This is a genomic window from Bacillus sp. EB V-12 (assembly GCF_056158125.1).
The window spans coordinates 153,535-175,345 of sequence record NZ_JBUXJL010000008.1; the positions used below are offsets into that span (position 1 = coordinate 153,535).

23 protein-coding genes and 1 pseudogene are annotated in these 21,811 nt (G+C 35.2%); 18 read left to right on the plus strand and 6 right to left on the minus strand.

Annotation, left to right across the window (positions count from 1 at the left end):
- Nucleotides 1–69: 69 nt before the first annotated feature.
- Together cax and ACZDYH_RS22535 are read left to right on the plus strand one after the other, a co-directional pair.
- Nucleotides 70–1,125 carry a calcium/proton exchanger gene (gene cax / locus ACZDYH_RS22530; protein ID WP_157673953.1) on the plus strand — a complete coding sequence of 352 codons (1,056 nt, stop codon included), beginning with the start codon at nucleotides 70–72 and terminating at the stop codon, nucleotides 1,123–1,125.
- Between the two features lie 79 nt (nucleotides 1,126–1,204).
- Nucleotides 1,205–2,002, plus strand: coding sequence for a YfkD famly protein (locus tag ACZDYH_RS22535; RefSeq protein ID WP_002083605.1), 798 nt, complete (start codon nucleotides 1,205–1,207; stop codon nucleotides 2,000–2,002).
- A gap of 35 nt (nucleotides 2,003–2,037) precedes the next feature.
- On the opposite strand, the gene yfkAB is transcribed toward ACZDYH_RS22535, so the two are convergent.
- Nucleotides 2,038–3,165 carry a radical SAM/CxCxxxxC motif protein YfkAB gene (gene yfkAB, locus ACZDYH_RS22540; protein WP_016125372.1) on the minus strand — a complete coding sequence of 376 codons (1,128 nt, stop codon included), beginning with the start codon at nucleotides 3,163–3,165 and terminating at the stop codon, nucleotides 2,038–2,040.
- Nucleotides 3,166–3,378: 213 nt separating this feature from the next.
- Here yfkAB and ACZDYH_RS22545 point away from each other — a divergent pair, with 213 nt between their 5' ends.
- The 6 genes from ACZDYH_RS22545 (at nucleotide 3,379) to truA (ending at nucleotide 9,305) form a co-directional block, all read left to right on the plus strand.
- A complete protein-coding gene (locus ACZDYH_RS22545; RefSeq protein WP_000513558.1) occupies nucleotides 3,379–3,561 on the plus strand; it encodes an SE1561 family protein in 183 nt (60 codons plus the stop codon).
- Nucleotides 3,562–3,767: 206 nt separating this feature from the next.
- On the plus strand, nucleotides 3,768–5,288 hold the full coding sequence (fumA, locus tag ACZDYH_RS22550; protein ID WP_000413523.1) for a class I fumarate hydratase: 1,521 nt from the start codon (nucleotides 3,768–3,770) through the stop codon (nucleotides 5,286–5,288).
- 127 nt (nucleotides 5,289–5,415) lie between these two features.
- Nucleotides 5,416–6,198 carry a delta-lactam-biosynthetic de-N-acetylase gene (gene pdaA / locus ACZDYH_RS22555; protein ID WP_000875956.1) on the plus strand — a complete coding sequence of 261 codons (783 nt, stop codon included), beginning with the start codon at nucleotides 5,416–5,418 and terminating at the stop codon, nucleotides 6,196–6,198.
- Nucleotides 6,199–6,257: 59 nt separating this feature from the next.
- Nucleotides 6,258–7,121 (plus strand): DNA-3-methyladenine glycosylase family protein, encoded by an 864-nt coding sequence (locus ACZDYH_RS22560; RefSeq protein WP_000269422.1) that lies wholly within the window; start codon nucleotides 6,258–6,260, stop codon nucleotides 7,119–7,121.
- A gap of 10 nt (nucleotides 7,122–7,131) precedes the next feature.
- Nucleotides 7,132–8,511: a 23S rRNA (uracil(1939)-C(5))-methyltransferase RlmD gene (rlmD, locus tag ACZDYH_RS22565; protein ID WP_000615206.1), complete on the plus strand. Its 1,380-nt coding sequence runs from the start codon at nucleotides 7,132–7,134 to the stop codon at nucleotides 8,509–8,511.
- Between the two features lie 56 nt (nucleotides 8,512–8,567).
- Complete coding sequence (gene truA / locus ACZDYH_RS22570; protein ID WP_000553119.1) at nucleotides 8,568–9,305, plus strand: tRNA pseudouridine(38-40) synthase TruA; 738 nt, start codon at nucleotides 8,568–8,570, stop codon at nucleotides 9,303–9,305.
- Between the two features lie 44 nt (nucleotides 9,306–9,349).
- Here truA and ACZDYH_RS22575 read toward each other — a convergent pair whose 3' ends face one another.
- Nucleotides 9,350–9,553, minus strand: coding sequence for a hypothetical protein (locus tag ACZDYH_RS22575; protein WP_000063860.1), 204 nt, complete (start codon nucleotides 9,551–9,553; stop codon nucleotides 9,350–9,352).
- Nucleotides 9,554–9,636: 83 nt separating this feature from the next.
- Nucleotides 9,637–11,040, minus strand: coding sequence for a sigma-54 interaction domain-containing protein (locus ACZDYH_RS22580; RefSeq protein ID WP_088362197.1), 1,404 nt, complete (start codon nucleotides 11,038–11,040; stop codon nucleotides 9,637–9,639).
- 274 nt (nucleotides 11,041–11,314) lie between these two features.
- On the opposite strand from ACZDYH_RS22580, the gene ACZDYH_RS22585 reads away from it, so the two are divergent.
- From ACZDYH_RS22585 to ACZDYH_RS22595, 3 genes are all read left to right on the plus strand, one after another.
- Nucleotides 11,315–11,569 carry a biotin/lipoyl attachment domain-containing protein gene (locus tag ACZDYH_RS22585; RefSeq protein WP_000859480.1) on the plus strand — a complete coding sequence of 85 codons (255 nt, stop codon included), beginning with the start codon at nucleotides 11,315–11,317 and terminating at the stop codon, nucleotides 11,567–11,569.
- A 106-nt stretch (nucleotides 11,570–11,675) separates the two neighbouring features.
- Nucleotides 11,676–13,097, plus strand: coding sequence for an amino acid permease (locus ACZDYH_RS22590; protein ID WP_000981860.1), 1,422 nt, complete (start codon nucleotides 11,676–11,678; stop codon nucleotides 13,095–13,097).
- A 48-nt stretch (nucleotides 13,098–13,145) separates the two neighbouring features.
- The gene (locus tag ACZDYH_RS22595) at nucleotides 13,146–14,468 is read left to right on the plus strand and encodes an acetylornithine deacetylase (RefSeq protein WP_100617805.1); all 1,323 of its coding nucleotides are present in this window, start codon (nucleotides 13,146–13,148) and stop codon (nucleotides 14,466–14,468) included.
- Nucleotides 14,469–14,567: 99 nt separating this feature from the next.
- Here the strand turns inward: ACZDYH_RS22595 and ACZDYH_RS22600 are convergent, their stop codons facing one another.
- A complete protein-coding gene (locus ACZDYH_RS22600) occupies nucleotides 14,568–15,221 on the minus strand; it encodes a helix-turn-helix domain-containing protein (RefSeq protein WP_001123718.1) in 654 nt (217 codons plus the stop codon).
- A gap of 129 nt (nucleotides 15,222–15,350) precedes the next feature.
- Between ACZDYH_RS22600 and ytaF the strand changes: the two genes are divergently transcribed.
- Both ytaF and ACZDYH_RS22610 read left to right on the plus strand, forming a co-directional pair.
- On the plus strand, nucleotides 15,351–15,962 hold the full coding sequence (ytaF, locus tag ACZDYH_RS22605) for a sporulation membrane protein YtaF (protein WP_000100724.1): 612 nt from the start codon (nucleotides 15,351–15,353) through the stop codon (nucleotides 15,960–15,962).
- A 114-nt stretch (nucleotides 15,963–16,076) separates the two neighbouring features.
- Nucleotides 16,077–16,235, plus strand: coding sequence for a hypothetical protein (locus ACZDYH_RS22610; protein ID WP_000532409.1), 159 nt, complete (start codon nucleotides 16,077–16,079; stop codon nucleotides 16,233–16,235).
- A 22-nt stretch (nucleotides 16,236–16,257) separates the two neighbouring features.
- Here ACZDYH_RS22610 and ACZDYH_RS22615 read toward each other — a convergent pair whose 3' ends face one another.
- Nucleotides 16,258–16,599: a DUF3969 family protein gene (locus tag ACZDYH_RS22615; protein WP_000766604.1), complete on the minus strand. Its 342-nt coding sequence runs from the start codon at nucleotides 16,597–16,599 to the stop codon at nucleotides 16,258–16,260.
- 174 nt (nucleotides 16,600–16,773) lie between these two features.
- Complete coding sequence (gene glsA, locus ACZDYH_RS22620) at nucleotides 16,774–17,703, minus strand: glutaminase A (RefSeq protein ID WP_001149850.1); 930 nt, start codon at nucleotides 17,701–17,703, stop codon at nucleotides 16,774–16,776.
- Between the two features lie 69 nt (nucleotides 17,704–17,772).
- Here glsA and ACZDYH_RS22625 point away from each other — a divergent pair.
- The 5 genes and pseudogenes from ACZDYH_RS22625 to ACZDYH_RS22645 all read left to right on the plus strand — a co-directional run bounded on the left by ACZDYH_RS22625 (nucleotide 17,773) and on the right by ACZDYH_RS22645 (nucleotide 21,801).
- Nucleotides 17,773–17,887, plus strand: a pseudogene (locus tag ACZDYH_RS22625) (transcriptional regulator).
- Nucleotides 17,888–18,028: 141 nt separating this feature from the next.
- Nucleotides 18,029–19,531 (plus strand): N-acetylglucosamine-specific PTS transporter subunit IIBC, encoded by a 1,503-nt coding sequence (gene nagE / locus ACZDYH_RS22630; protein ID WP_000938900.1) that lies wholly within the window; start codon nucleotides 18,029–18,031, stop codon nucleotides 19,529–19,531.
- A 254-nt stretch (nucleotides 19,532–19,785) separates the two neighbouring features.
- A complete protein-coding gene (locus ACZDYH_RS22635) occupies nucleotides 19,786–21,033 on the plus strand; it encodes a serine hydrolase domain-containing protein (RefSeq protein ID WP_088362198.1) in 1,248 nt (415 codons plus the stop codon).
- Between the two features lie 155 nt (nucleotides 21,034–21,188).
- Nucleotides 21,189–21,590, plus strand: a complete 402-nt coding sequence (locus tag ACZDYH_RS22640; RefSeq protein WP_000335531.1) for an LSm family protein — start codon at nucleotides 21,189–21,191, stop codon at nucleotides 21,588–21,590.
- A 16-nt stretch (nucleotides 21,591–21,606) separates the two neighbouring features.
- On the plus strand, nucleotides 21,607–21,801 hold the full coding sequence (locus ACZDYH_RS22645; protein ID WP_000899470.1) for an LSm family protein: 195 nt from the start codon (nucleotides 21,607–21,609) through the stop codon (nucleotides 21,799–21,801).
- Nucleotides 21,802–21,811: the final 10 nt, after the last annotated feature.

Below are 21,811 nucleotides of genomic sequence, written 5' to 3' on the forward strand. Positions count from 1 at the left end.
ATCGGACAAGTTAGGAGAAGAATAATAATAATATTGAGGAGAAATACATACGATGGAAGGATGAAAAGCATGTTTAATAAAATATTTCTTATAGTAGCGCTTATAGGTGTACCACTATCTGTACTTGGAAAAATACTTCATTGGCCAGAAACAATTATGTTCGCTGTGTATTGTATTACGATTATCGCATTAGCTGGTTTTATGGGGAGAGCAACAGAGAGTCTAGCAATTGTTTCTGGTCCTAGAATAGGCGGATTATTAAATGCTACTTTCGGTAATGCTGTTGAACTTATCATTTCAATTTTTGCACTTCAAGCAGGGTTAATTGAAGTGGTGTTAGCTTCTTTAACCGGTTCTGTACTTGGAAATTTATTATTGGTAGGAGGGTTATCTTTCTTTGTTGGAGGTCTTAAATACAAAAGACAAAGTTTTAATGTATATGATGCAAGGCATAATTCAGCTTTATTAATATTTGCTGTTGTTGTGGCCTTTGTTATTCCAGAGATCTTTTCAATGAAGATGGACGCTGGCAAGACGTATCAATTAAGTATAGGTGTTTCTATTATTATGATTATCATGTACCTTGCTGCATTACTATTTAAGTTAGTTACGCACCGTGGTGTATATCAACATAAAAGTGACGAAGTAGCGCATGAAGAAGAGCCAGAGTGGTCGAAAGGGAAGGCGCTCCTTATTTTAGCAATAGCAACACTAGCGGTAGCTTATGTGTCAGAGGCACTCGTGCATACTTTTGAAACTGTTGCAAAGTCATTTGGCTGGTCAGAGTTATTTATAGGGGTTATTATCGTTGCAATTGTTGGGAATGCAGCGGAACATGCGTCTGCAATTATTATGGCTTATAAAAATAAAGTAAATATTGCAGTCGAAATTGCAATAGGCTCTACATTACAAATCGCCATGTTTGTTGCTCCTGTATTAGTATTGCTATCTATGTTCTTCGCGCAAAGGATGCCTTTAGTATTTACCATACCAGAACTTGTGTCTATGATTACAGCCGTTTTCTTAACGATTGCGATTTCCAATGATGGAGATACAAACTGGTTTGAAGGTGGCACTTTACTAGCGGCGTATGTCATTATGGGAATTGGTTTTTATTTATTATGAAAAATAGGCATAACAATTGCACTCAGAGAAAACAATAAACGAAGTAGTATATATACCTACATAGGAAGGAGCCAGACAGGTGAAACGAGTATACAGCATATGTCTTTCAACTATGGTCTCGTTTATTTTATTATTTCCTAACATGAGTTTTGCAAAGACAACAGTAGGAACAAAAATGCCTTCATCTGTTTTAAATATTTCAAAAGACAATACATTTCCAAATGATGCGCAAGATTTGCCACGTTTACAACCAAGTAAATTTGCTCAAGAGCTATTGAAAACGGCTAATATTAAAATTGAAAATCCAGACTTAATTCGGATGTTTAATGAAACGACAATTTCAAATGCTCCGCTTGCAGTAGGGTATCGGGCAAAAATTTATTTAGGTCAATGGGCTTTACATTATGAATCAGTAGACACATCGATTAATTGGGAATATAAACAAGTGAATCGAAATGTGTATGATAATCGCGGAGGAGACCGTTTGTATCCACTTCGCTATAAGCAAGAAACACAAAAGACGGTTGAAGGCGATTTAACAGCAGATATGAAAGATGCTGCAGATGTGAAAAAAATGATGCTTCTCAAAGCGCTTGAAAAAGTACAATTGCCCCTTTCGTTTAAAACAACTATTGGTTATGGTACTGGACATGAGCGTGTGTATAATATTAGTCCGAGTCAACTCGGATATTTATACGCTTATACACCAGCAGTAAATGAAAAGGGAAAAGTAACATTTGGAGAAGTGTATCTTGTATTAAAGGGAAATCAAAAAAGACTTGTTGTGAAAAATATTACTTCTCAAGGAATTGGAGCGGCAATTCCAATTCATGATCATTTGTTTTTTAAATTTATTTCTTCTTCTCACTCGCAATAACAAAAAAAACGTCAGCTTATAAGCTGACGTTTTTTTTATAATGTAATGTTTGCTGTTTTTGATAAGAAATCTTCTGTCGGATAGTAGCTGTTTTTTACAAGAACATTTGGTCCAAGACATTTTACTGCAGGACAGTGACAGCTTAATGATTTTGCTGTTTTTGAAGCGCTCCATTTTTCATACGCTTCTTGTAATGTGTTTGTTTGTATGTTTCCTAGAAGTGGAACATCACCAAAATCAGTAACGATAATATTACCATCAAAAATATTTACATTTAAGCGTGAACGACCATCTGGATCGTTACGAACAGTTACATTTTTGCTCTCTTGCAATTTTTTAAATGTAGCTATGTCTTTTTCGTCATCGCTACAAGCATAGAAAGGTAAAGTTCCAAATAGCATCCATACATTTTCATCGCGAATTTCTAGTAAATGTTCAATCGCATCACGAATTTCAGCTTTTGTTAAAATCTCTAGATTACTCGCGAAGTCACTTGGATACATTGGATGAACTTCATGACGTTTACAGCCCATCTCTTCGACGATTTGGCGGTGAATATGTTCAATATGTGGTAGAGTTCTTTTGTTTAGCATTGTTTCGGCCGATACAAGTACACCTGCATCTGATAGAGCCTTACTATTTGTAATCATTCTTTCGAATAATTTTGCACGTTGTTCGTAAGTAGGCTTACGCTCCATCATTGCAAATCCGCCTTCAACGAAGTCATCAATTGTTCCCCAGTTATGAGAGATATGCAATACGTCTAAATAAGGAATAATCTGTTCGTAACGTGCTAAATCTATAGTTAAGTTAGAGTTGATTTGAGTGCGAACGCCTCGTTCATGGGCATATTTTAAGAGTGGTGTTACATAGTTGTCGACGGATTTTTTTGAAAGCATAGGTTCGCCGCCAGTAATACTTAAAGAACGTAAATGAGGAATCTCATCTAATCGTTTTAATAAAAGATCCATCGGAAGCGGATTTGGGTCTTTCGGCTGTAACGTGTAACCAACAGCGCAATGCTCACAGCGCATGTTGCATAACGTCGTCGTTGTAAATTCAACATTTGTTAATAGTAGTTTGCCGTACTCTTCAAGGTCCATATACGCTTCCCATGGATCGTAAGAAGGAGTAATCGGCTTCATTTTTTGTGATATCGTCATATGAAATACTCCTTTGACTATTGAAATAACAATTTGTCCATTCTCTATAATAGAAGAATATGTGCTTTTTATAAAGTGAAACTTTTTAGCATGGAAAGAGAGAGGGCTTACATTATAGTGGATGACTGTGACAAAATTGATGAAATTTCATGCCCATAGCAATCGTTTTTGCGGTATAATAAAAGCAACTCGAATTAAAAGGAGAGTGCCTTCATGGGAAAAGCAATTCAAGATAAAGATACACAATTAGTATATTTAAAAGAACGTTTAAATATGTTCATTGAAGTAATTGATACAATTGAACCTGAAGAAGTAGAATTAGAAGATGTAGATCGTCTTCTTGCAATGTTAGATGAATTAGAATTAAAATGTGAGCAATTTAAAAAAGACGAATAATATATTAAAAAGGCTACCAATTCCAATTTGGTAGCCTTTTTCTGTTCGGGTAATAGAAGGACGATAGAAAAAGAGGTATAATCAAGTTGTGAAAAATTTCATTTATGCTCTAATAGCGTGAAACAAATAAATAGCTAAAGAGCATAACAATTGAATTTTCAGCTCATAACGTTTTGGTAGCGTTCACAATTGAGGGGGAAGTAACAATGGAAAAGCTTCAAGAAAGCATGTATCAACTAATTGTTGAAACGTCAACGAACTTACCGAAAGATGTTCGTCGTGCGATTCAACAAGCGAAAGAGCGAGAAAATGCAGGGACTCGTTCTGCGATGGCACTTGGCACAATTACAAATAATATTAAAATGGCTGATGATAACATCTCGCCGATTTGCCAAGATACAGGGATGCCAACGTTTAAAATTTATACACCAGTTGGTGTGAATCAATTAAAGTTGAAGGAAGCTATCTATAATGCGCTTGAGCGGGCGACAAAAGATGGTAAACTTCGTCCCAATTCTGTTGATTCTCTTTTTGGAGATAATAGTGGAAATAATTTAGGACCAGGTACACCGGTGATTAAGTTTGAACAATGGGAAAAAGATTATATTGATGCACGTTTAATCCTAAAAGGTGGTGGCTGTGAGAATAAAAATATTCAATATAGCTTACCATGTGAACTAGAAGGACTTGGACGAGCTGGCCGTGATTTAGAAGGGATTCGTAAATGCCTTCTTCATGCAGTATATCAAGCACAAGGGCAAGGATGTAGCGCTGGTGTAATTGGTGTTGGTATCGGGGGAGACCGCACATCAGGTTATGAATTAGCAAAAAATCAATTATTCCGTACATTAGATGATGTCAATCCAGTACCAGAGTTACAACATCTTGAAGAGTACGTATTAGAAAATGCGAATAAGCTGGGCATTGGTACGATGGGATTTGGCGGAGAAACAACTTTACTTGGTTGTAAAATTGGCGTCTATAATCGTTTGCCAGCTAGTTTCTATGTATCTGTTGCGTATAATTGCTGGGCATATCGTCGCCTTGGTGTGAAAATCCATCCTGAAACAGGAGACATTATGGATTGGCTATATCAAGAAGGGGAAGATACACTTCAGCATGAAGTACAAGAAAAAACAGAGCAACGTGAGATTGTATTACAAGCACCAATTACAGAAGAGCAAATTCGTGAACTTCGCGTTGGTGATGTTGTAACAATTAATGGCATGATGTATACAGGTCGTGACGCAATCCATAAGCATTTAATGGATAATGATTGTCCAGTAGATTTAAATGGACAAATTATTTACCACTGTGGTCCAGTTGTTGTGAAAGATGAAAATGACAATTGGCAAATTAAAGCGGCAGGTCCAACGACAAGTATTCGTGAAGAACCGTACCAAGGCGATATTATGAAGAAATTCGGTATTCGCGCTGTCATTGGAAAAGGCGGTATGGGTGCGAAAACATTAGCGGCTTTAGAAGAACACGGCGGTGTATATTTAAACGCAATCGGTGGTGCAGCGCAATATTATGCTGAATGTATTAAAGAAGTGAAAGATGTTGATTTCTTACAATTTGGTATTCCAGAAGCAATGTGGCATTTACGTATCGACGGGTTTAAAGCAGTTGTAACGATGGACTCTCATGGTAATAGCTTACATGCAGATGTTGATAAAACATCACTTGAAAAATTAGCTAGCTTTAAAGAGCCAGTATTTAAGTAAATAAAAAATGCATCTCGAATGATTCGAGATGCATTTTTTTGGTATATATAGAAAAACATGTTCAGCATGAAAGAATGCGTAGCAACAGAAACTACAAGTACGATTATATATGGAAAGGAGACTATTTATGAAATATAAATGGTTATATATCGGTCTCATTTTTTCAATTATGATGGCACTTGTTCCAGTTTCAGCACTGGCTTATACAAATACTCCACATAACTGGGGAATCCCGCGTCCTAAAAATGAAACAGTACCAGATGCAGGAAAGTTATATACAGATTTATTACAAAAAAATGGCGGGTTTTATTTAGGAGATACGAAGAAAAAAGATATTTATTTAACATTTGATAATGGATATGAGAATGGATACACAGGGAAAATATTAGATGTATTAAAAGAGAAAAAAGTACCAGCAACTTTCTTTGTAACGGGGCATTACATTAAAACGCAAAAAGATTTATTGTTAAGAATGAAGGATGAAGGACATATTATTGGAAACCATTCTTGGAGTCATCCTGATTTTACAGCGGTAAATGATGAGAAACTTCGTGAAGAATTAACGAGTGTAACGGAAGAAATTAAAAAAGTAACTGGGCAAAAAGAAGTGAAATATGTACGTCCTCCGCGCGGTGTATTTAGTGAAAGAACGTTAGCTCTTACGAAAGAAATGGGCTATTATAATGTATTTTGGTCACTTGCATTTTTGGATTGGAAAGTGGATCAGCAAAGAGGATGGCAATATGCGCATAATAATGTAATGACGATGATTCATCCAGGATCTATTTTATTACTTCATGCAATATCAAAAGATAATGCAGAAGCACTTGCGAAAATCATTGATGATTTGCGCGAGAAAGGGTATCATTTTAAAAGTCTAGATGACTTAGTAAAAGGCAATCAACCGTAAGCATGTATGCTTACGGTTTTCTCATGCTATAATGATGTGTAAAAAGGATGGGGAAACGTATGTGGAGCGAACATGTTACGTTAGAGTATCCGTATCATTTTGAAGAAGTATTAAAACGTTTATCTTTTGATCCTCTTAACGTCATTCAATTAGATGAGAAAGTTATTTATATCCCGCTTTGTATAGACGAGGAACAGGTTGTTGTTCGCTTACAAGGGATTGGTACTGTTCAAAATCCACAGTTTTGGATTTCTAGTCAGACAGGAGATCCAGAGAAAGTCATGAAACGAATGAGGGCCATTTTTCATTGGAATGAACCGTTTCAAGATATACAAAATCATTTTTTAAACACATCATTACGTCCACTATTTGAAACATATGCTTATACTCCAATTATTTTAGAATTTGATTATTTTGCTTGTCTGCTTCGCTGTATCATTCACCAACAAATAAATTTGAAATTTGCTACTGTGTTAACAGAACAATTTGTGAAACGGTATGGAACAGAGAAGAACGGTGTATTCTTTTTCCCCACTCCGGAAATAGTAGCAAATATTTCAATAGAAGAATTGAGAGAGCAGAAGTTTAGTCAGCGAAAGGCTGAATATATAGTAGGATTAGGTCGAAGTATTGTCAGTGGTACATTAAATTTAGCGAGTATAGAAAATGGGACGGAAGAAGACATTTCAGCACAATTGTTGCCAATTAGGGGAATTGGTGCATGGACAGTGCAAAACTTTTTAATGTTTGGGCTTGGACGGAAAAATATGTTCCCGAAAGCGGACATTGGGATTCAGCGTGCAGTGCAAGGTATATTTCAATTAGATGATAAACCTGATGATGCATTTTTAGAAAAAGTGAAACAAGAGTGTGAACCATACTGCAGTTATGCAGCGTTATATTTATGGAAAAGTATAGAGTAGAGGTGTAATAATGATACAAAAGCAACATGAGAGTAAGTTGGAAGTTGGTCAAACGTTTCCTGTGACAATTAAACGTCTTGGGATTAACGGAGAAGGCGTTGGTTATTTTAAGAGACAAGTTGTTTTTATTCCAGGGGCATTACCAGGAGAAGAAGTTGTTGCAGAAACAACGAAAATTCAGCGTGGCTTCGCTGAAGCGAAAGTGAAAAAAGTTCGTAAAGCTTCACCGCATCGTGTGAAAGCACCGTGTCCAGTATATGAGGAGTGTGGTGGTTGTCAGCTGCAACATTTAGATTATAAAGAACAATTGAATCAAAAGCGTGATATCGTTGTACAAGCATTTGAGAAGTACATGAAAAATAGTATGGAAGAGAAAATTCGCCCAACGCTTGGCATGGAAAATCCATGGCATTATCGTAATAAGAGTCAATTACAAGTGGGGCGTAAAGACGAAAAGGTTATTACAGGGCTATATAAACAAAACTCACATCAGTTAATTGATATCGCTCACTGTATGATTCAACATAAAGCAACGAATGAAGCGACAAAAGTTGTAAGACGTATTTTAGAAAAATTAAATGTTTCTATTTACAATGAGAAAAAACAAAAAGGTTTAGTACGCACAATTGTAACACGTACTGCAGTTCAAACAGGGGAAGTACAAGTTACACTTATTACAACAAAAGAAGAATTACCAAATAAAGAACAATTTATTGCAGAAGTACAAAAACAGATGCCAGCGGTTAAATCAATTATGCAAAATGTAAACTGGCGTAAAACATCTGTTATTTTTGGCGACAAAACATTTAAATTAGCTGGAAAAGAAGTCATTCAAGAAACACTTGGCGATTTATCATTTGAATTATCAGCACGTGCATTCTTCCAGTTGAATCCAGAGCAAACAGTTGTTTTGTATAATGAAGCGAAAAAAGCAGCTGCGTTAACAGGAAACGAGAAGATTGTGGATGCGTACTGTGGTGTTGGTACAATCGGTCTTTGGCTTGCAAATGATGCAGCGGAAGTACGTGGTATGGATGTAATTCCAGAAGCAATTGCAGATGCAAGAAAAAATGCAAAGCGTCACGGATTTACAAATACGAAATATGAAGCAGGTAAAGCTGAACAATGGTTACCGAAATGGGTAAAAGAAGGATGGCGTCCAGATGTAATTGTTGTCGACCCACCACGTACAGGTTGCGATGATAAATTACTGGAAACAATTTTAAAAGTGAAGCCGAAACAAGTTGTGTACGTGTCTTGTAATCCTTCTTCATTAGCACGTGATGTACAAGCATTAATGAAGAGCTATGAAGTGGAGTATGTGCAACCAGTTGATATGTTCCCGCATACTGCGCATGTTGAGAATGTAGTGAAGCTTGTTAGAAAGTAAAGTTTATTAATATTCCCTCATGGTATGAGGGAATATTTTCTATGAAGGAGAATATTATGCATAATTATAAATTAACGATTCAGTACGACGGCGCACGTTTTAAAGGATGGCAACGTCTCGGTAATAACGATAATACAATTCAAGGAAAAATCGAAAGTGTCATATCTGAAATGGTCGGAAAAGAAATTGAAATTATCGGTTGTAGTAGAACAGACGCTGGTGTACATGCTTTGAATCAAGTTGCTAACTTTCAAAGTGATGAGAAGTTAGTGGAACATAAAGTGAAAAAATATTTAAATCAATATTTACCTAACGATATTAGCATTACGAATGTGGAAGAAGTACATGATCGTTTCCATGCTCGTTACAATTCTAAAGCAAAAACATATCTGTATAAAATTTGGAATGAAGAGCATACAAATCCATTTATGCGTAAATACAGCATGCATGTGAATAAAAAATTAAATGTGAAAAGCATGAAAGCAGCTGCAAAACATTTAGTTGGTTCACATGACTTTACTGCTTTTTCAAATGCGAAATCAAAGAAAAAATCCATGGTTCGAGAAGTATATACACTTGATGTGATGGAAGAGGCAGGGTTTGTACAAATTAGAGTAAGTGGTAACGGCTTCCTTCATAATATGGTAAGAAAAATTGTCGGGGCATTAATTGAAGTTGGATTAGGACAATTAGATGTTGAAGCAATTCCAAACATTTTAGAGGAAAAGCAGCGCAATCAAATTAATTGTCTTGCTGAGGCAAGTGGGTTGTATTTAGAGAATGTTGAGTTTTAATGGCAAATAAAAAAATCGGGCTAAGTAGCTCGATTTTTTTAGTATTAAGAAGATTTTTCGTTTTTTATACGTATCTTCAAATTCCAAAAAGCAGCAAGCATAATAGCTGCAAAGGAGCCAAAAATTGTTCCTAATAGCTTTGCATAAGGAGAGCTGCTTACATCGGCATTAATGAATAACATCATACAGAGCATGGCAGGGAAAAAGTATAAGTATTGTAATAACTTTAATTTTTTATCATTACTCATATATATAGCCCCTTTCTAGCATGTTATATGTTTATTATAACATATTTTACCAATTTATTTTTACACTTGGAGACATGTTTATTTCATATGTGTAAATGCAGTTTTTTAATTCGATATTGTAAGTTTTGCCTACTTAATCCTAAAAATTTTGCAGCTTGTGAGATGTTGCCATGATTCTCTTTAAGAATTTGGTTAATGTAGTTCTTTTCCATTTTTTCTATTGTGTGTTTTAAAGTTTTAGGTGCATCAGTATTGTGAGTAGTTAGTGCATGTTGCATATTGAATTCTGTTTTTATTCGTTCGCGAAAGCGAGTAGGAAGATGAAACGCTGTAATGATGGTTTCATCTTCTATCAAGTTCATGGAACCTTCAATTATATGTTCCAACTCCCGTACGTTTCCAGGCCAATCGTATGCATAGAAAAATTCTCTTACATTTACATCTACATCGGTTACGTTGAGCCCGAATTGAGTATTATATTTTTCAATAAAGTGCTGAACAAGAGCTGGAATATCTTCTTTTCTTTCACGTAAAGGCGGAAGACATAAAGTAACGACGCTTAATCGGTAATATAAGTCTTCTCTTAATCGATTATGTGCGATGGCTTCAAAGGGATCTTCATTGATAGTTGCTATAATGCGAACATCAATTTCTTTTTCGTGTGTACCTCCGATTCTTCGTATTGTTTTTTCTTGTATAGCCCGCAGCAACTTAGCTTGAAGTATTGGGCTTAATGAATTGATTTCATCTAATAACAAAGTTCCTCCGTTTGCTTCTTCGAATAAGCCTGATTTATCTATTGCTCCTGTAAAGGCACCTCGATTTGTGCCAAATAGTAGGCTTTCCATTAAGGTATCAGGTATAGCGGCACAGTTTTGTGAAATAAAGGGTTTTGTTGAACGCTGACTTTCATTATGGATGCTTTGTGCAAATAGTTCTTTACCAGTGCCTGTTTCTCCTACTAGAAGTATGGAGGAAGATGTACGAATTACTCTTTTTCCTTCTGTAATGATTGATTGAATGGCTTCAGAATCACCAATTATGTGATCAAAGGTAAATTTAGTGCTTTGTTTTCGAGAAGGACCTATTTTTATCGTTTGCTTTAAGTTACTAATTTCTCTTGATATTTCAATAGCGCCTTTAATTTTTCCATTTTCTATTATAGGGAAAGTATCGTTAATCGTTGTAATTTCTTGTCCTTTATTGTTAAAATACGTTTGTTTTATATTTTTCTTTGTTTTTCCAAATTTTAATGCCTCTATAAGAGTACTATTTTTATTTTCCTCAAATGCGAATACTTCTAAAGGACTTTTATATAGCACATCTGAGCGCTCCATTGATTCAATTTCCATCATTTTGCGGTTATAGATAATCGTCTTACTTTCCTCATTAATAATATGAATTCCGATGTCGAGTTCATTGAGTAAAGTTTCATATAGCATATTCATTTCAATGATCTGTTTTAAATTAATTTCTTCTGTACGCATAGATTATCTTCTCCTCATTCCACCCTATGAAGACTGACTTTTTATAATTTTATTAAAATTCTTATAAAATCGCAAAAATTTTTTGCTATTTTCCTTTTAAAATCTCTGAAATGATAGAAAAATTTTGCGGTTATGAAGTTTTTTTTTTGAGAAACCTTCATTTTAAATAGGAATTGGAGATTGGTACGCATTTTGCATAAATAATAATTGATATATCTAAAGGAGGGATATGCAACGTTTCAGTACCAACTAATAAGAAGGAGGAGTGTATAAAGTGAAGACGGTTATAGAATGCGTGTATAGTCCTTGTTACGGGAAAGTAGAGAAGTTATTTGTTACGGAAAGTTCTTACGTATATGAGTGGGAGAAATTAGCATTAATTGAAACAATAGATAAACAGAAAGTAGAAATTAAGATAGGGATCAGTGGTTATATTGAATCATTAGAAGTAGTAGAAGGACAAGCTATTGCTGATCAAAAGTTATTAATAACAGTAAGGGATGACCTTTTAGTAACAGGCAGTGATTAATGTAAGTGACGTGTATTTTTGCTCTTTTAAATCATTATTTTTACGGTGAATAATTTTAAAAACGCTTACATTAAATGGGTTTACAAAGTGAAAAGGGGGGATTTATATGATGAATCAAAATCAAGGATTAAAAAGAGAATTGAAAAGCAGGCACATATTTATGATTGCACTTGGAGGCGTTATTGGTACCGGTCTTTTTTTAGGATCTGGGTATACAATTCATGAAGCTGGGCCTGGAGGAGCGATTGTAGCATATCTTGTTGGAGGATTTGTTATGTATTTAACGATGCTCTGTCTTGGAGAGTTAGCTGTTGCAATGCCTGACGCAGGATCTTATCAAACGTATGCTACGAAGCATATTTCCCCTGCAGCGGGTTATGTAGTTGGATGGATGTCATGGTTAAACTGGTCAGCTACGATAGGGATTGAACTAATTGCAGTTAGTATTTTAATGAAGCGATGGTTTCCAGATGTACCTTCATGGATTTGGTGCGTAGTGTTTGCGTTACTCCTCTTTGCTATTAATGCGTTATCTTCAAGAAGTTTTGCGGAAGTTGAATTTTGGTTTGCAAGTATTAAAGTAATTACGATCATTGCATTTATTATTTTGGGCGGGGCAGCAATGTTTGGTTTTCTAGATATGAAAGGAAATGAGCCAGCACCGATGTTCTCTAGTTTTACTGATTATGGTGGATTGTTCCCAAATGGATTATCAGCTATTTTAATTACGATGATTGCAGTTAATTTTTCTTTCCAAGGAACGGAACTAGTCGGTATTGCAGCAGGTGAGAGTGAAAATCCAGAGAAAACAATCCCGAAGGCAATTAACAATACAGTTTGGCGTATACTTGTTTTCTTTGTACTATCTATTTTTATTCTTGCTGGACTATTCCCTTGGCAACAAGCAGGAGTAATAGAAAGTCCATTTGTAGTTGTATTTGATAAAATTGGTATTCCTTATGCAGCAGATATTATAAATTTTGTTATCATTACAGCGGTTCTATCCGTTGCGAATTCAGGATTATATGCAACTTCTCGTATGCTATGGTCTATGTCTAATCAAGGAATGATTAGTCCGATTTTTGGTAAGTTATCTAAAAACGGTGTTCCTATTTATGCATTGATTGTAAGTACAATTGTAGGTTGCCTTTCATTACTATCAGGTATTTATGCGGAAGATACAGTTTATTTATGGCTACTTTCTATTGCTGGGTTCGGGGCGATATTAGTTTGGGCATCTATTGCTCTATCTAACTTATTAGCTAGGAGGTCATACATAAAGCAGGGCGGGGATGTGAAAGAATTGAAATTTAAAACACCTCTGTATCCATTCGTACCACTGCTTGCACTAGTATTAAATGTAACAGTAATTATTGGTATGGCCTTTATTCCAGAGCAAAGAATGGCATTGTATTGCGGAATTCCATTTATGATTGTTTGTTTACTGTTTTACCGTGCGACAAGAAATAAGGCACGTAAAGTAGAACATATTGAAAAGACAAATACGACGGAAGTAGAGAGCTTCTAATATGAATTAATTTGGAGACTGTAAGATTTGTAAACAGTCTCTTTTTTTGTGAAAATAAAGTTGGAAACATACTACGTATGTAAAGGGGAATTAGCGATGAATAAAAAAGTTTCACAGCTATTAGAGCAGATTGATTTACGAAAAGATGAGTTACTAGAGCTTACAAAGAATTTAATTCGTTTTGAAACACCAGCACCGCCGGCGAGAAATACAAATGAGGCACAACAATTTGTTGCAGAGTTTCTAAGAGAACAAAATTTTAGTGTTGATAAATGGGATGTATATCCTAATGATCCGAACGTTGTTGGTGTGAAAAAAGGGGCAAAAAGTGACTCATATAAAAGTCTTATTATTAATGGACATATGGATGTAGCTGAAGTATCGGCAGATGAGGCGTGGGAAACAAATCCGTTTGAGCCATTTATAAAAGATGGTTGGTTAGTTGGACGTGGTGCAGCTGATATGAAAGGGGGACTAGCTGGAGCGCTATTTGCTATTCAGCTATTACAAGAAGCTGGTATTGAATTACCTGGAGATTTAATCTTTCAATCCGTAATTGGAGAAGAAGTTGGAGAAGCTGGTACACTTCAATGCTGCAAAAGAGGTTATGATGCTGATTTTGCAGTCGTAGTGGATACGAGTAATTTACATATGCAAGGACAGGGCGGCGTAATTACTGGCTGGATTACTGTGAAAAGCCCTCAAACGTTTCATGATGCAACGCGTAGGCAAATGATTCATGCTGGAGGACGTTTATTTGGAGCGAGTGCAATTGAAAAAATGATGAAAATTGTGCAAAGTTTACAAGAATTAGAGCGTCATTGGGCAGTTATGAAAACATATGAAGGCTATCCGTCTGGAACAACAACAATTAATCCAGCTGTTATTGAGGGTGGAAGACATGCAGCTTTTATTGCGGATGAGTGCCGGTTATGGATAACAGTGCACTTTTATCCGAATGAAACACATGAACAAATAATAAAAGAAATTGAAGAGTATATCGGTAAAGTAGCAGCTGCCGATCCATGGCTAAGTGAAAATCCACCACAATTTAAGTGGGGCGGAGAATCAATGATTGTGGATCGTGGCGAAATTTTCCCTTCTTTAGAAATAGATAGTGAACATACAGCTGTAAAAACGCTTAGCTCAGTACATGAATCAATTCTTTCTAAAAACGCAATTTTAGATATGTCTGCAACGGTAACGGATGGTGGTTGGTTTAGTGAATTTCATATTCCGGCTGTTATTTACGGACCAGGCACATTAGAGGAAGCTCATTCAATAAATGAGAAAGTAGAAGTAGAGCAGTTAATTGAATTTACAAAAGTAATAACAGCATTTATATATGAATGGTGTCATATGAAAAAATAGATTAGTATGTTGAAATCGTACAGGTATGTATACTTGTACGATTTTTTAGTGAACTATTTCAGAGTTAAATAGAAACAACTGAAATAGTTCTTTATTTTTCTATGTCTTTCGCTTTAGTTCCATTAATTTCTCTTTTGCTAATTCAACAGCAATCGCATCATCTAAATAGCCAATTGGAAAGAGATAGTCGGGAATAATATCTGTCGATAAAATGAAATACAGTAATGCGCCACCAAGAACTGCACGCTCTTCTTTTGGAATCGTTTCATTGCAAAATTGTTGATACATATCTGTTAATTGTTCAATGAAAGGGCCAGCACTATCAATTTGTTCTAACTTGCTCGCGAAACTTTCATGAATGCGCTTTTCACCTTCTGTTGTTTGAGCATATCGTTCATAGTTTTCAAGTTCTTGTTTTACGCGGGTTGTTGTGTAGTCGAAATCGAATAAGTTAGAGGATTGCAGAGTTTGCTGAATTGTATCAAGAGATGTGTACATATCCGTCTTTTCTTTATTAATGTGAGGAGAATCAGGATACATTTCATCAAATAACAATTGGGGTGGAACTTGCAGACATTCTGCGAATTTTTGTAGGTGTTTTTGTTTTGGCGGTTGTTTACCATTCATAATTCTTGAGATTGTTGCGGGATCAATATTTGTAAGCATTCCGAGTTGGCGCATAGATAAGGCACGTTCTTTTAAAAGTTTTTTTATTAATCTACTAAGCCGCTCATTTGGATTTTCTTTAGGCATAGCGAAGGCACTCCTTTTTATTGTTGAAAAAATGTTGAGCATTTATTACATGTATATGAAACAGACAGGCACAGTTGCTCAACATTTTCATAAGATGCATGGAAAAGTGAGGAAAAGGGGTGGCTATTTATGAGTACGGCAGGTCTATTTTCAATTTTTTTAATCGGGATTGCTTCTAATTTAGATAATGCAGGTGTTGGGATTGCATATGGCATTCGTAAAATTAGAATTTCGTGGTTCAACAATTTTATCATCGCATTTTTTGGGTTTTTATTTACTTTATTAGCTGGATTTTTTGGGAACTGGATCGCGTTATTTATTTCAGAGTTTACAGCAAACCTGATTGGAGCAATCGTTTTAGGGATAATCGGGGTGTTTATTTTGTGCCAGCCTTTCTTGGGGCAAAGAAATACCGTAGGCTCTAAAGATGGTAATGTACTTATGGGAATTTTACGTGATCCAGAAAAAGCAGATTTTGATGGTTCTAAAACAATTAGTTTTTCAGAAGCAATTGTATTAGGGATTGCGTTGTCTATTAATAATATTGCAGGTGGATTTGATGCTGGGATAACAAATTTGAACCTTTGGCTTACAGCAACTATTTCAGGGGTGTTTAGTTTTATTTGTATTAGTGGCTTTGCGTATGTAGGGAAACGATTTTTAGCAGAATACTTAGGAAAGTGGGCGACAGTTATCGCAGGAGTGTTATTAATTCTTATTGGGATTGATCAGTTGTTGTAAGGAGAGTAGAAAACAAGGTTCGAGTATTTCCTTGGAAATACAGCAAAGGATTGCATATATCGACGTACTTTTCTCCATACTAATACGGATTTCTTTTAAGAAAGGGGGATTTGTATGGGACGCGGGAAAGCATTTGATCATAAGAAAAAAGGGCATGATCATCAACCACCTAAAGGTGCGTTCATTCATAAAGATGTAAATGAACATACTTTGGAAGAGGAAGAGCTACCAGTAAATATTGAGGCGTATAAAAATAGTTTAAAAAAACATTAAAAGCACCTACATAGGTGCTTTTTTACCGTATATCTTCAATTAATTGTTCCGATTCTTCATGCATACTGTACTCACTTAATACTTGAATGCAAAGCCATTTTAATTCCTCAATCGTATGCTCAAGTTCTTCAGGAAGCACGTGATAAATGTCTTCAAGTCCCATCCCGAAATGAATAAGTTCAAGTACTTGATCATCGATGTTCCGATCCATTAATAATTCAAGTACTTCTAAATTGAATATGTATCGGTGAGCTTCGTCGAGTGAAACAACTTTTAACTTCAAGCTTTCTACAATACTCAATATAAAAAGAAGGATTGTTTTTTCAAGAACAGGTTGTTTTCCCATTTGAAATATTAGTTTCATCTTTCACACCTCCACATATAGCGCTAGGTTGTACTATATTATTCAGGAGGGGGGAACAAATATGCATGATATAGAGAAACTTTCAGCACTGTTTTTATAAGAAGATTGATAACTGACAAAATTGAGGTTTTGGCGAAATAAAAAATCCTGCTAGTATAGCAGGATAACTCGCGATTAAAAAATGCTCCAACCTTCTTGAGCAGAAAGAAGTTCAAGAATTTTAAAACCAGCAATACTATTTCCGTTTGCATCTAAAGCTGGTCCGAAAATACCGATTCCCATGTCTCCTTTTACGCAGCCAAAAATACCACCGGCTACACCGCTTTTTGCAGGAATACCAACACGAATTGCAAATTCACCAGATTCGTTATACATACCACATGTGACCATAAATGTTTTGCAAATTTTTGTAATATGTTTAGGGATGATTTGTTTCTTTTTATATGGATCATATCCATCCATTGCAAAAATTAAGCCGATACGTGCTAAATCGATGCAGTTTACTTCAACTGCGCATTGACGAGTATATAAATCCATAAGTTCTTCAATATCACAATCGATAATTCCGTTTTGTTTCATATAATAACAAAGTGAACGGTTTAGATAAGCTGTCTCTAGTTCTGAATCGGCAACTTTAGAGGAATAATTAATAGTAGGATTATCTGTTATTTCACGTACAAAGTGAAGAATACGTTCCATTTTTTCCTCGTTATCTTTTCCTGCTAACATGCTTGTAATAGCTAATGCTCCTGCATTTATCATTGGATTAAGGGGTTTGGACGGACTTGTCGTTTCTAACTTAATAATAGAATTAAATGGGTCACCCGTTGGTTCCATTCCAACTTTAGAAAATACATATTCTTCACCACGGTCTAAAAGGGCAAGGGCAAGTGTAATTACTTTGGAAATACTTTGAAGAGTAAATAGTGTTTGTGAGTTGCCTGCATGGATATATTCTGTTTCTTTATGGAAAATGGCAATCCCTAAATCGTCTGGATTTGCATTTCCTAGTTCGGGGATATAAGTAGCAAGTTTGCCTTTTTTCGTATATGGTTTTACTTGTTCTAACAACTGTTGTAAGTTGTTTGTTTCAATGCACTGCATAGTACCAACGCTCCTATTTTGAATTAACTAAGTTTACTTTTCCCGATATGCTCGGAAATAAATAATAACATGAAAAAGTGGAATGATAAAACGAAAGTTCAATGTGATATAATAGGTCTTTCGTTTCGAGTATTCTGTATTTTAAAAAGGAGAATTTTCCTTTTATATAACAGTTTGGAAATAGGAGATTTATCCATAAAAAGTTCAGAAATAAAAACTACACATCTATACAACTATATGTTATTATGGTTATGTAATAGAAAGCGTTTTCTAAAGCGTACTTATAATGATAACGATTTCATAAATTTAATTAGGGGGAATTAAAATGTTGCAGTTTTTACAACGTATTGGTAAAGCGTTAATGCTTCCGATCGCAGTACTACCAGCAGCAGGATTATTGCTTCGTTTAGGGCAACCAGATGTATTTGATATTCCTGTTATGGCACAGGCCGGCGCAGCAGTTTTTGATAACTTAGCACTTATTTTTGCAATTGGTATTGCAATCGGTCTTTCAGTGGATGGTAGTGGTGCAGCAGGTCTTGCAGGTGCAATTGGTTATCTTGTTATGAAAAATAGTATTGATGCACTTAGCAAAGGGTATTCAACTGCTGAATTACAAGGTAAATTAGGTAAAGTCCAAGATTTAATAGGTAATAGCGCAAATGTAGATCCATCTAAGCTTGCAGATACAATGACACAAGTATCTAAGGCTGCTGAATTATCGACTAAAGTAGATATGAAAGTTTTAGGTGGTATTATTGTTGGTGTTATAGCAGGACTTCTTTATAATAAATTCCATAAGATTAAACTTCCAGAATGGTTAGGTTTCTTTGCTGGAAAACGTTTCGTTCCAATTGTTACATCAGTTGTGATGCTGATATTAGGAATTCTATTTGCACAAATTTGGCCAACAATTCAAAATGGTATTGATGCATTAGCTCATGGAATTGTTAATTTAGGTGCAATTGGTTCAGGATTATTTGGTTTATTAAACCGTTTATTAATCCCAATTGGTTTACACCACGTAATGAACACATACTTCTGGTTTGTATTTGGGGACTTTACAAATGCAGCAGGTAATGTTGTTAATGGTGATATTGCTCGTTTCCTTGCAGGTGACAAAACAGCAGGTATGTTTATGACTGGTTTCTTCCCAGTTATGATGTTCGGTTTACCAGCAGCATGTTTCGCAATGATTGCAGCTGCTAAACCAGAAAAGCGTAAAGCAGTTACTGGTATGTTAGCTGGTCTAGCATTAACTTCATTCTTAACTGGTATTACAGAGCCTATTGAATTCTCATTCATGTTCTTATCACCAGTATTATATGGTATTCATGCTGTACTAACAGGTCTTTCTTTATTCATTACAACATCACTTGGCATTCATGATGGTTTCTCATTTAGTGCCGGTGCAATCGATTATGCTTTAAACTTCGGTATTGCAACAAAACCAGTCTTACTAGCAGGTATCGGTTTAATTTACGCAGCAATTTATTTCATAGTATTCTACTTCTTAATTAAGAAGTTCGATTTAAAAACTCCTGGTCGTGAAGATGACGATGAGTTAGTTGAAGATGGTGATGCACCAGTTGCAGGTTCAATTGGTGAAACTTACGTAGCAGCTTTAGGCGGAAAAGAAAACTTAACAGTTATTGATAACTGTGCAACACGTCTACGCTTACAAGTAAAAGATGCTGGTCAAGTAAATGAAGCAGCATTAAAACGTGCTGGTGCAAAAGGTGTTATGAAATTAAGTAATACAAGTGTACAAGTTATCGTAGGTACAAATGTTGAATCTGTTGCCGATGATATGAAAAAACACGTATAAATAATGAGATAAGAGGATGTCCAAAAAGATTGATAACATCAATTTTTTAGAGGATATCCTCTTTTTTTTTGTTAATAATTTAACGGGAATCTTACTTTTGTAAATTTTCTTTTTCTTTTTTGTACATATAGGTTGGTAATATGTGCAGTGCGTGATAAAGTAGGGATGATATAGAATGGATTATCCATAATCTACTAAAACGAATCTTTAGTAGAGGAATTAAATTATTGGTGAGTAAGGGGAAAAAAGCAATTATGGATCAGGAAAAAAATAATGCGAATGGGAAAGCACATCGGCCGATTGTATACATAAAAAGAACAATCATTCTCGTCTTACTATTATCACTTGTATATTTCATGTATACAAAAATTGTTGCGCATAATAAGAAAGAAGAAACTTTAAAAGCGGCAGCAGAAATGAAGAAACAAGAAGAGTTAAAAAGGAAAGAAGAAAAAAAGAAACAAGAAGTACAGAAGCAAAAACAAAAAGAGCAGGAAGAACAAATGAAGCAAGCGCAAGCAGCGGAGAAACCTGCTGAAGGGCCACCTCAAGAAATTAATGAAAACGCTCAATTGGACCAGTATTTACAAAACGCAGGATTTAGCGGGACAGCTGTTATTGTGAAGAACGGAAAAGTTCTTCTGAATAAAGGGTATGGTATGGCAAATAAAGAGCAGCAAGTACCGAATAATTCAGAGACGACTTTTTATATTGGTTCTATTTCAAAGGCGTTTGTAGCAACTGCTATTATGCAATTGAAAGATCAAAATAAATTACAAGTAGAAGATACTGTTGCGAAGTATATTCCAGATTTTCCACAAGGTAATAATATTCAGCTAAAACATCTATTAACACATACATCAGGGATTCCCGAATATGAGCAGGGAAAAGAAGATATTTCTCATGAAGAACTGATAAAGCGGATAGGAAATCAAAAGCGTATTGGTGGTCCAGGAGAGAAGTGGAAGTATTCTGATTCGAACTACTCTATACTTGCTTATATTGCAGAGAAGGTAAGTGGGCAGTCACTCGAAGAATATATTAAACAACATATTTTTGCCACTGCCGGTATGAAACATTCTGGCTTTGGCACAGCGTTAGAACAAACAAGATTCCCATCAACGGGTTATAAAATAGTAAATAATAATATGACAACACCTAATATTCCAAGCATGTCACAACTATATGGTTGTGGTGATATATACACAAGTGCGCATGATTTATATTTATTTAACGAAGCACTATTCTCTGGAAAATTAATTTCAAAAGAGAGTTACGATCAAATGTTTACGGGTGGAAAAAAGGATTACGGGTTTGGATGGTACGTAGACCCAGGAAGCTATTCGAATCATGGTGTAATGCCAGGTTGGAATTGCTTAAACGGATTTAGTAAAAATGGTAGTGTATATGTTGTTTTATTATCTAACATTCAAAATAATATTAAATCATTTGGTAAAGTGAATAATGACATTTATTCGATATTGCGGAATATTGAAGTGTAAAAAACTATCCTGTTGGATAGTTTTTTTTATGCTCTGAAACAAATATTTCTTTTAGAAAATGTATGTCTTACCTATCACAAAAATATCCATTTTGTATACATTAAGATGTATGGATGTAAAATTTTATAATCTAAAAATAATAGGAGGAGAAGTGTATGTGTCTGTTCAGAAAATATTGGCATAAATTATCAAGATTGTTTAATAGACAATTAGATTATTTTTTAGATAATAAGTTATTGCCTGCTGTGGAAAGACTTTTATTTTCACAAAACTTCGCGAGATTTATTCAAAGAAACTCTAAGCAAGCTACGGAAGAAGTTATTGAATCAAGTAGATTTCAATCTATTATTTGTAACATTTTAAAAGAATGCAATACATCACCTTTTAAAGAAATTGCAAAGCAGTATTTAGGTAAAAACGTAGAAATTACGGTGACAGTTGGACAATTAACAGGTGTTATTGTAGCAGTTGGTGATGACTTCTTAACATTGCAAGAAGGAATAGGAACTGAAGTTTTATTACCATTTACAAGTATTATATCAATTAAAGAAGCGTAAGAAAGGAGAGTTATATATGTTATTTACTGATGAATTACGTAACCATGTTGGAGAACTAGTGCAAGTTGTGACAGCCGTAGAAATCATTGTAGGCGTTCTTTTATCTGTGACGGATGGGGCAGTAATTGTTCGTACTTCTCCTTCTTATGGACCACCAGAAGATGTAGTTGTGCGTATTCCTATTATTGCTTATGTTCGCTTGGAAGGGTAAGAGTGATACA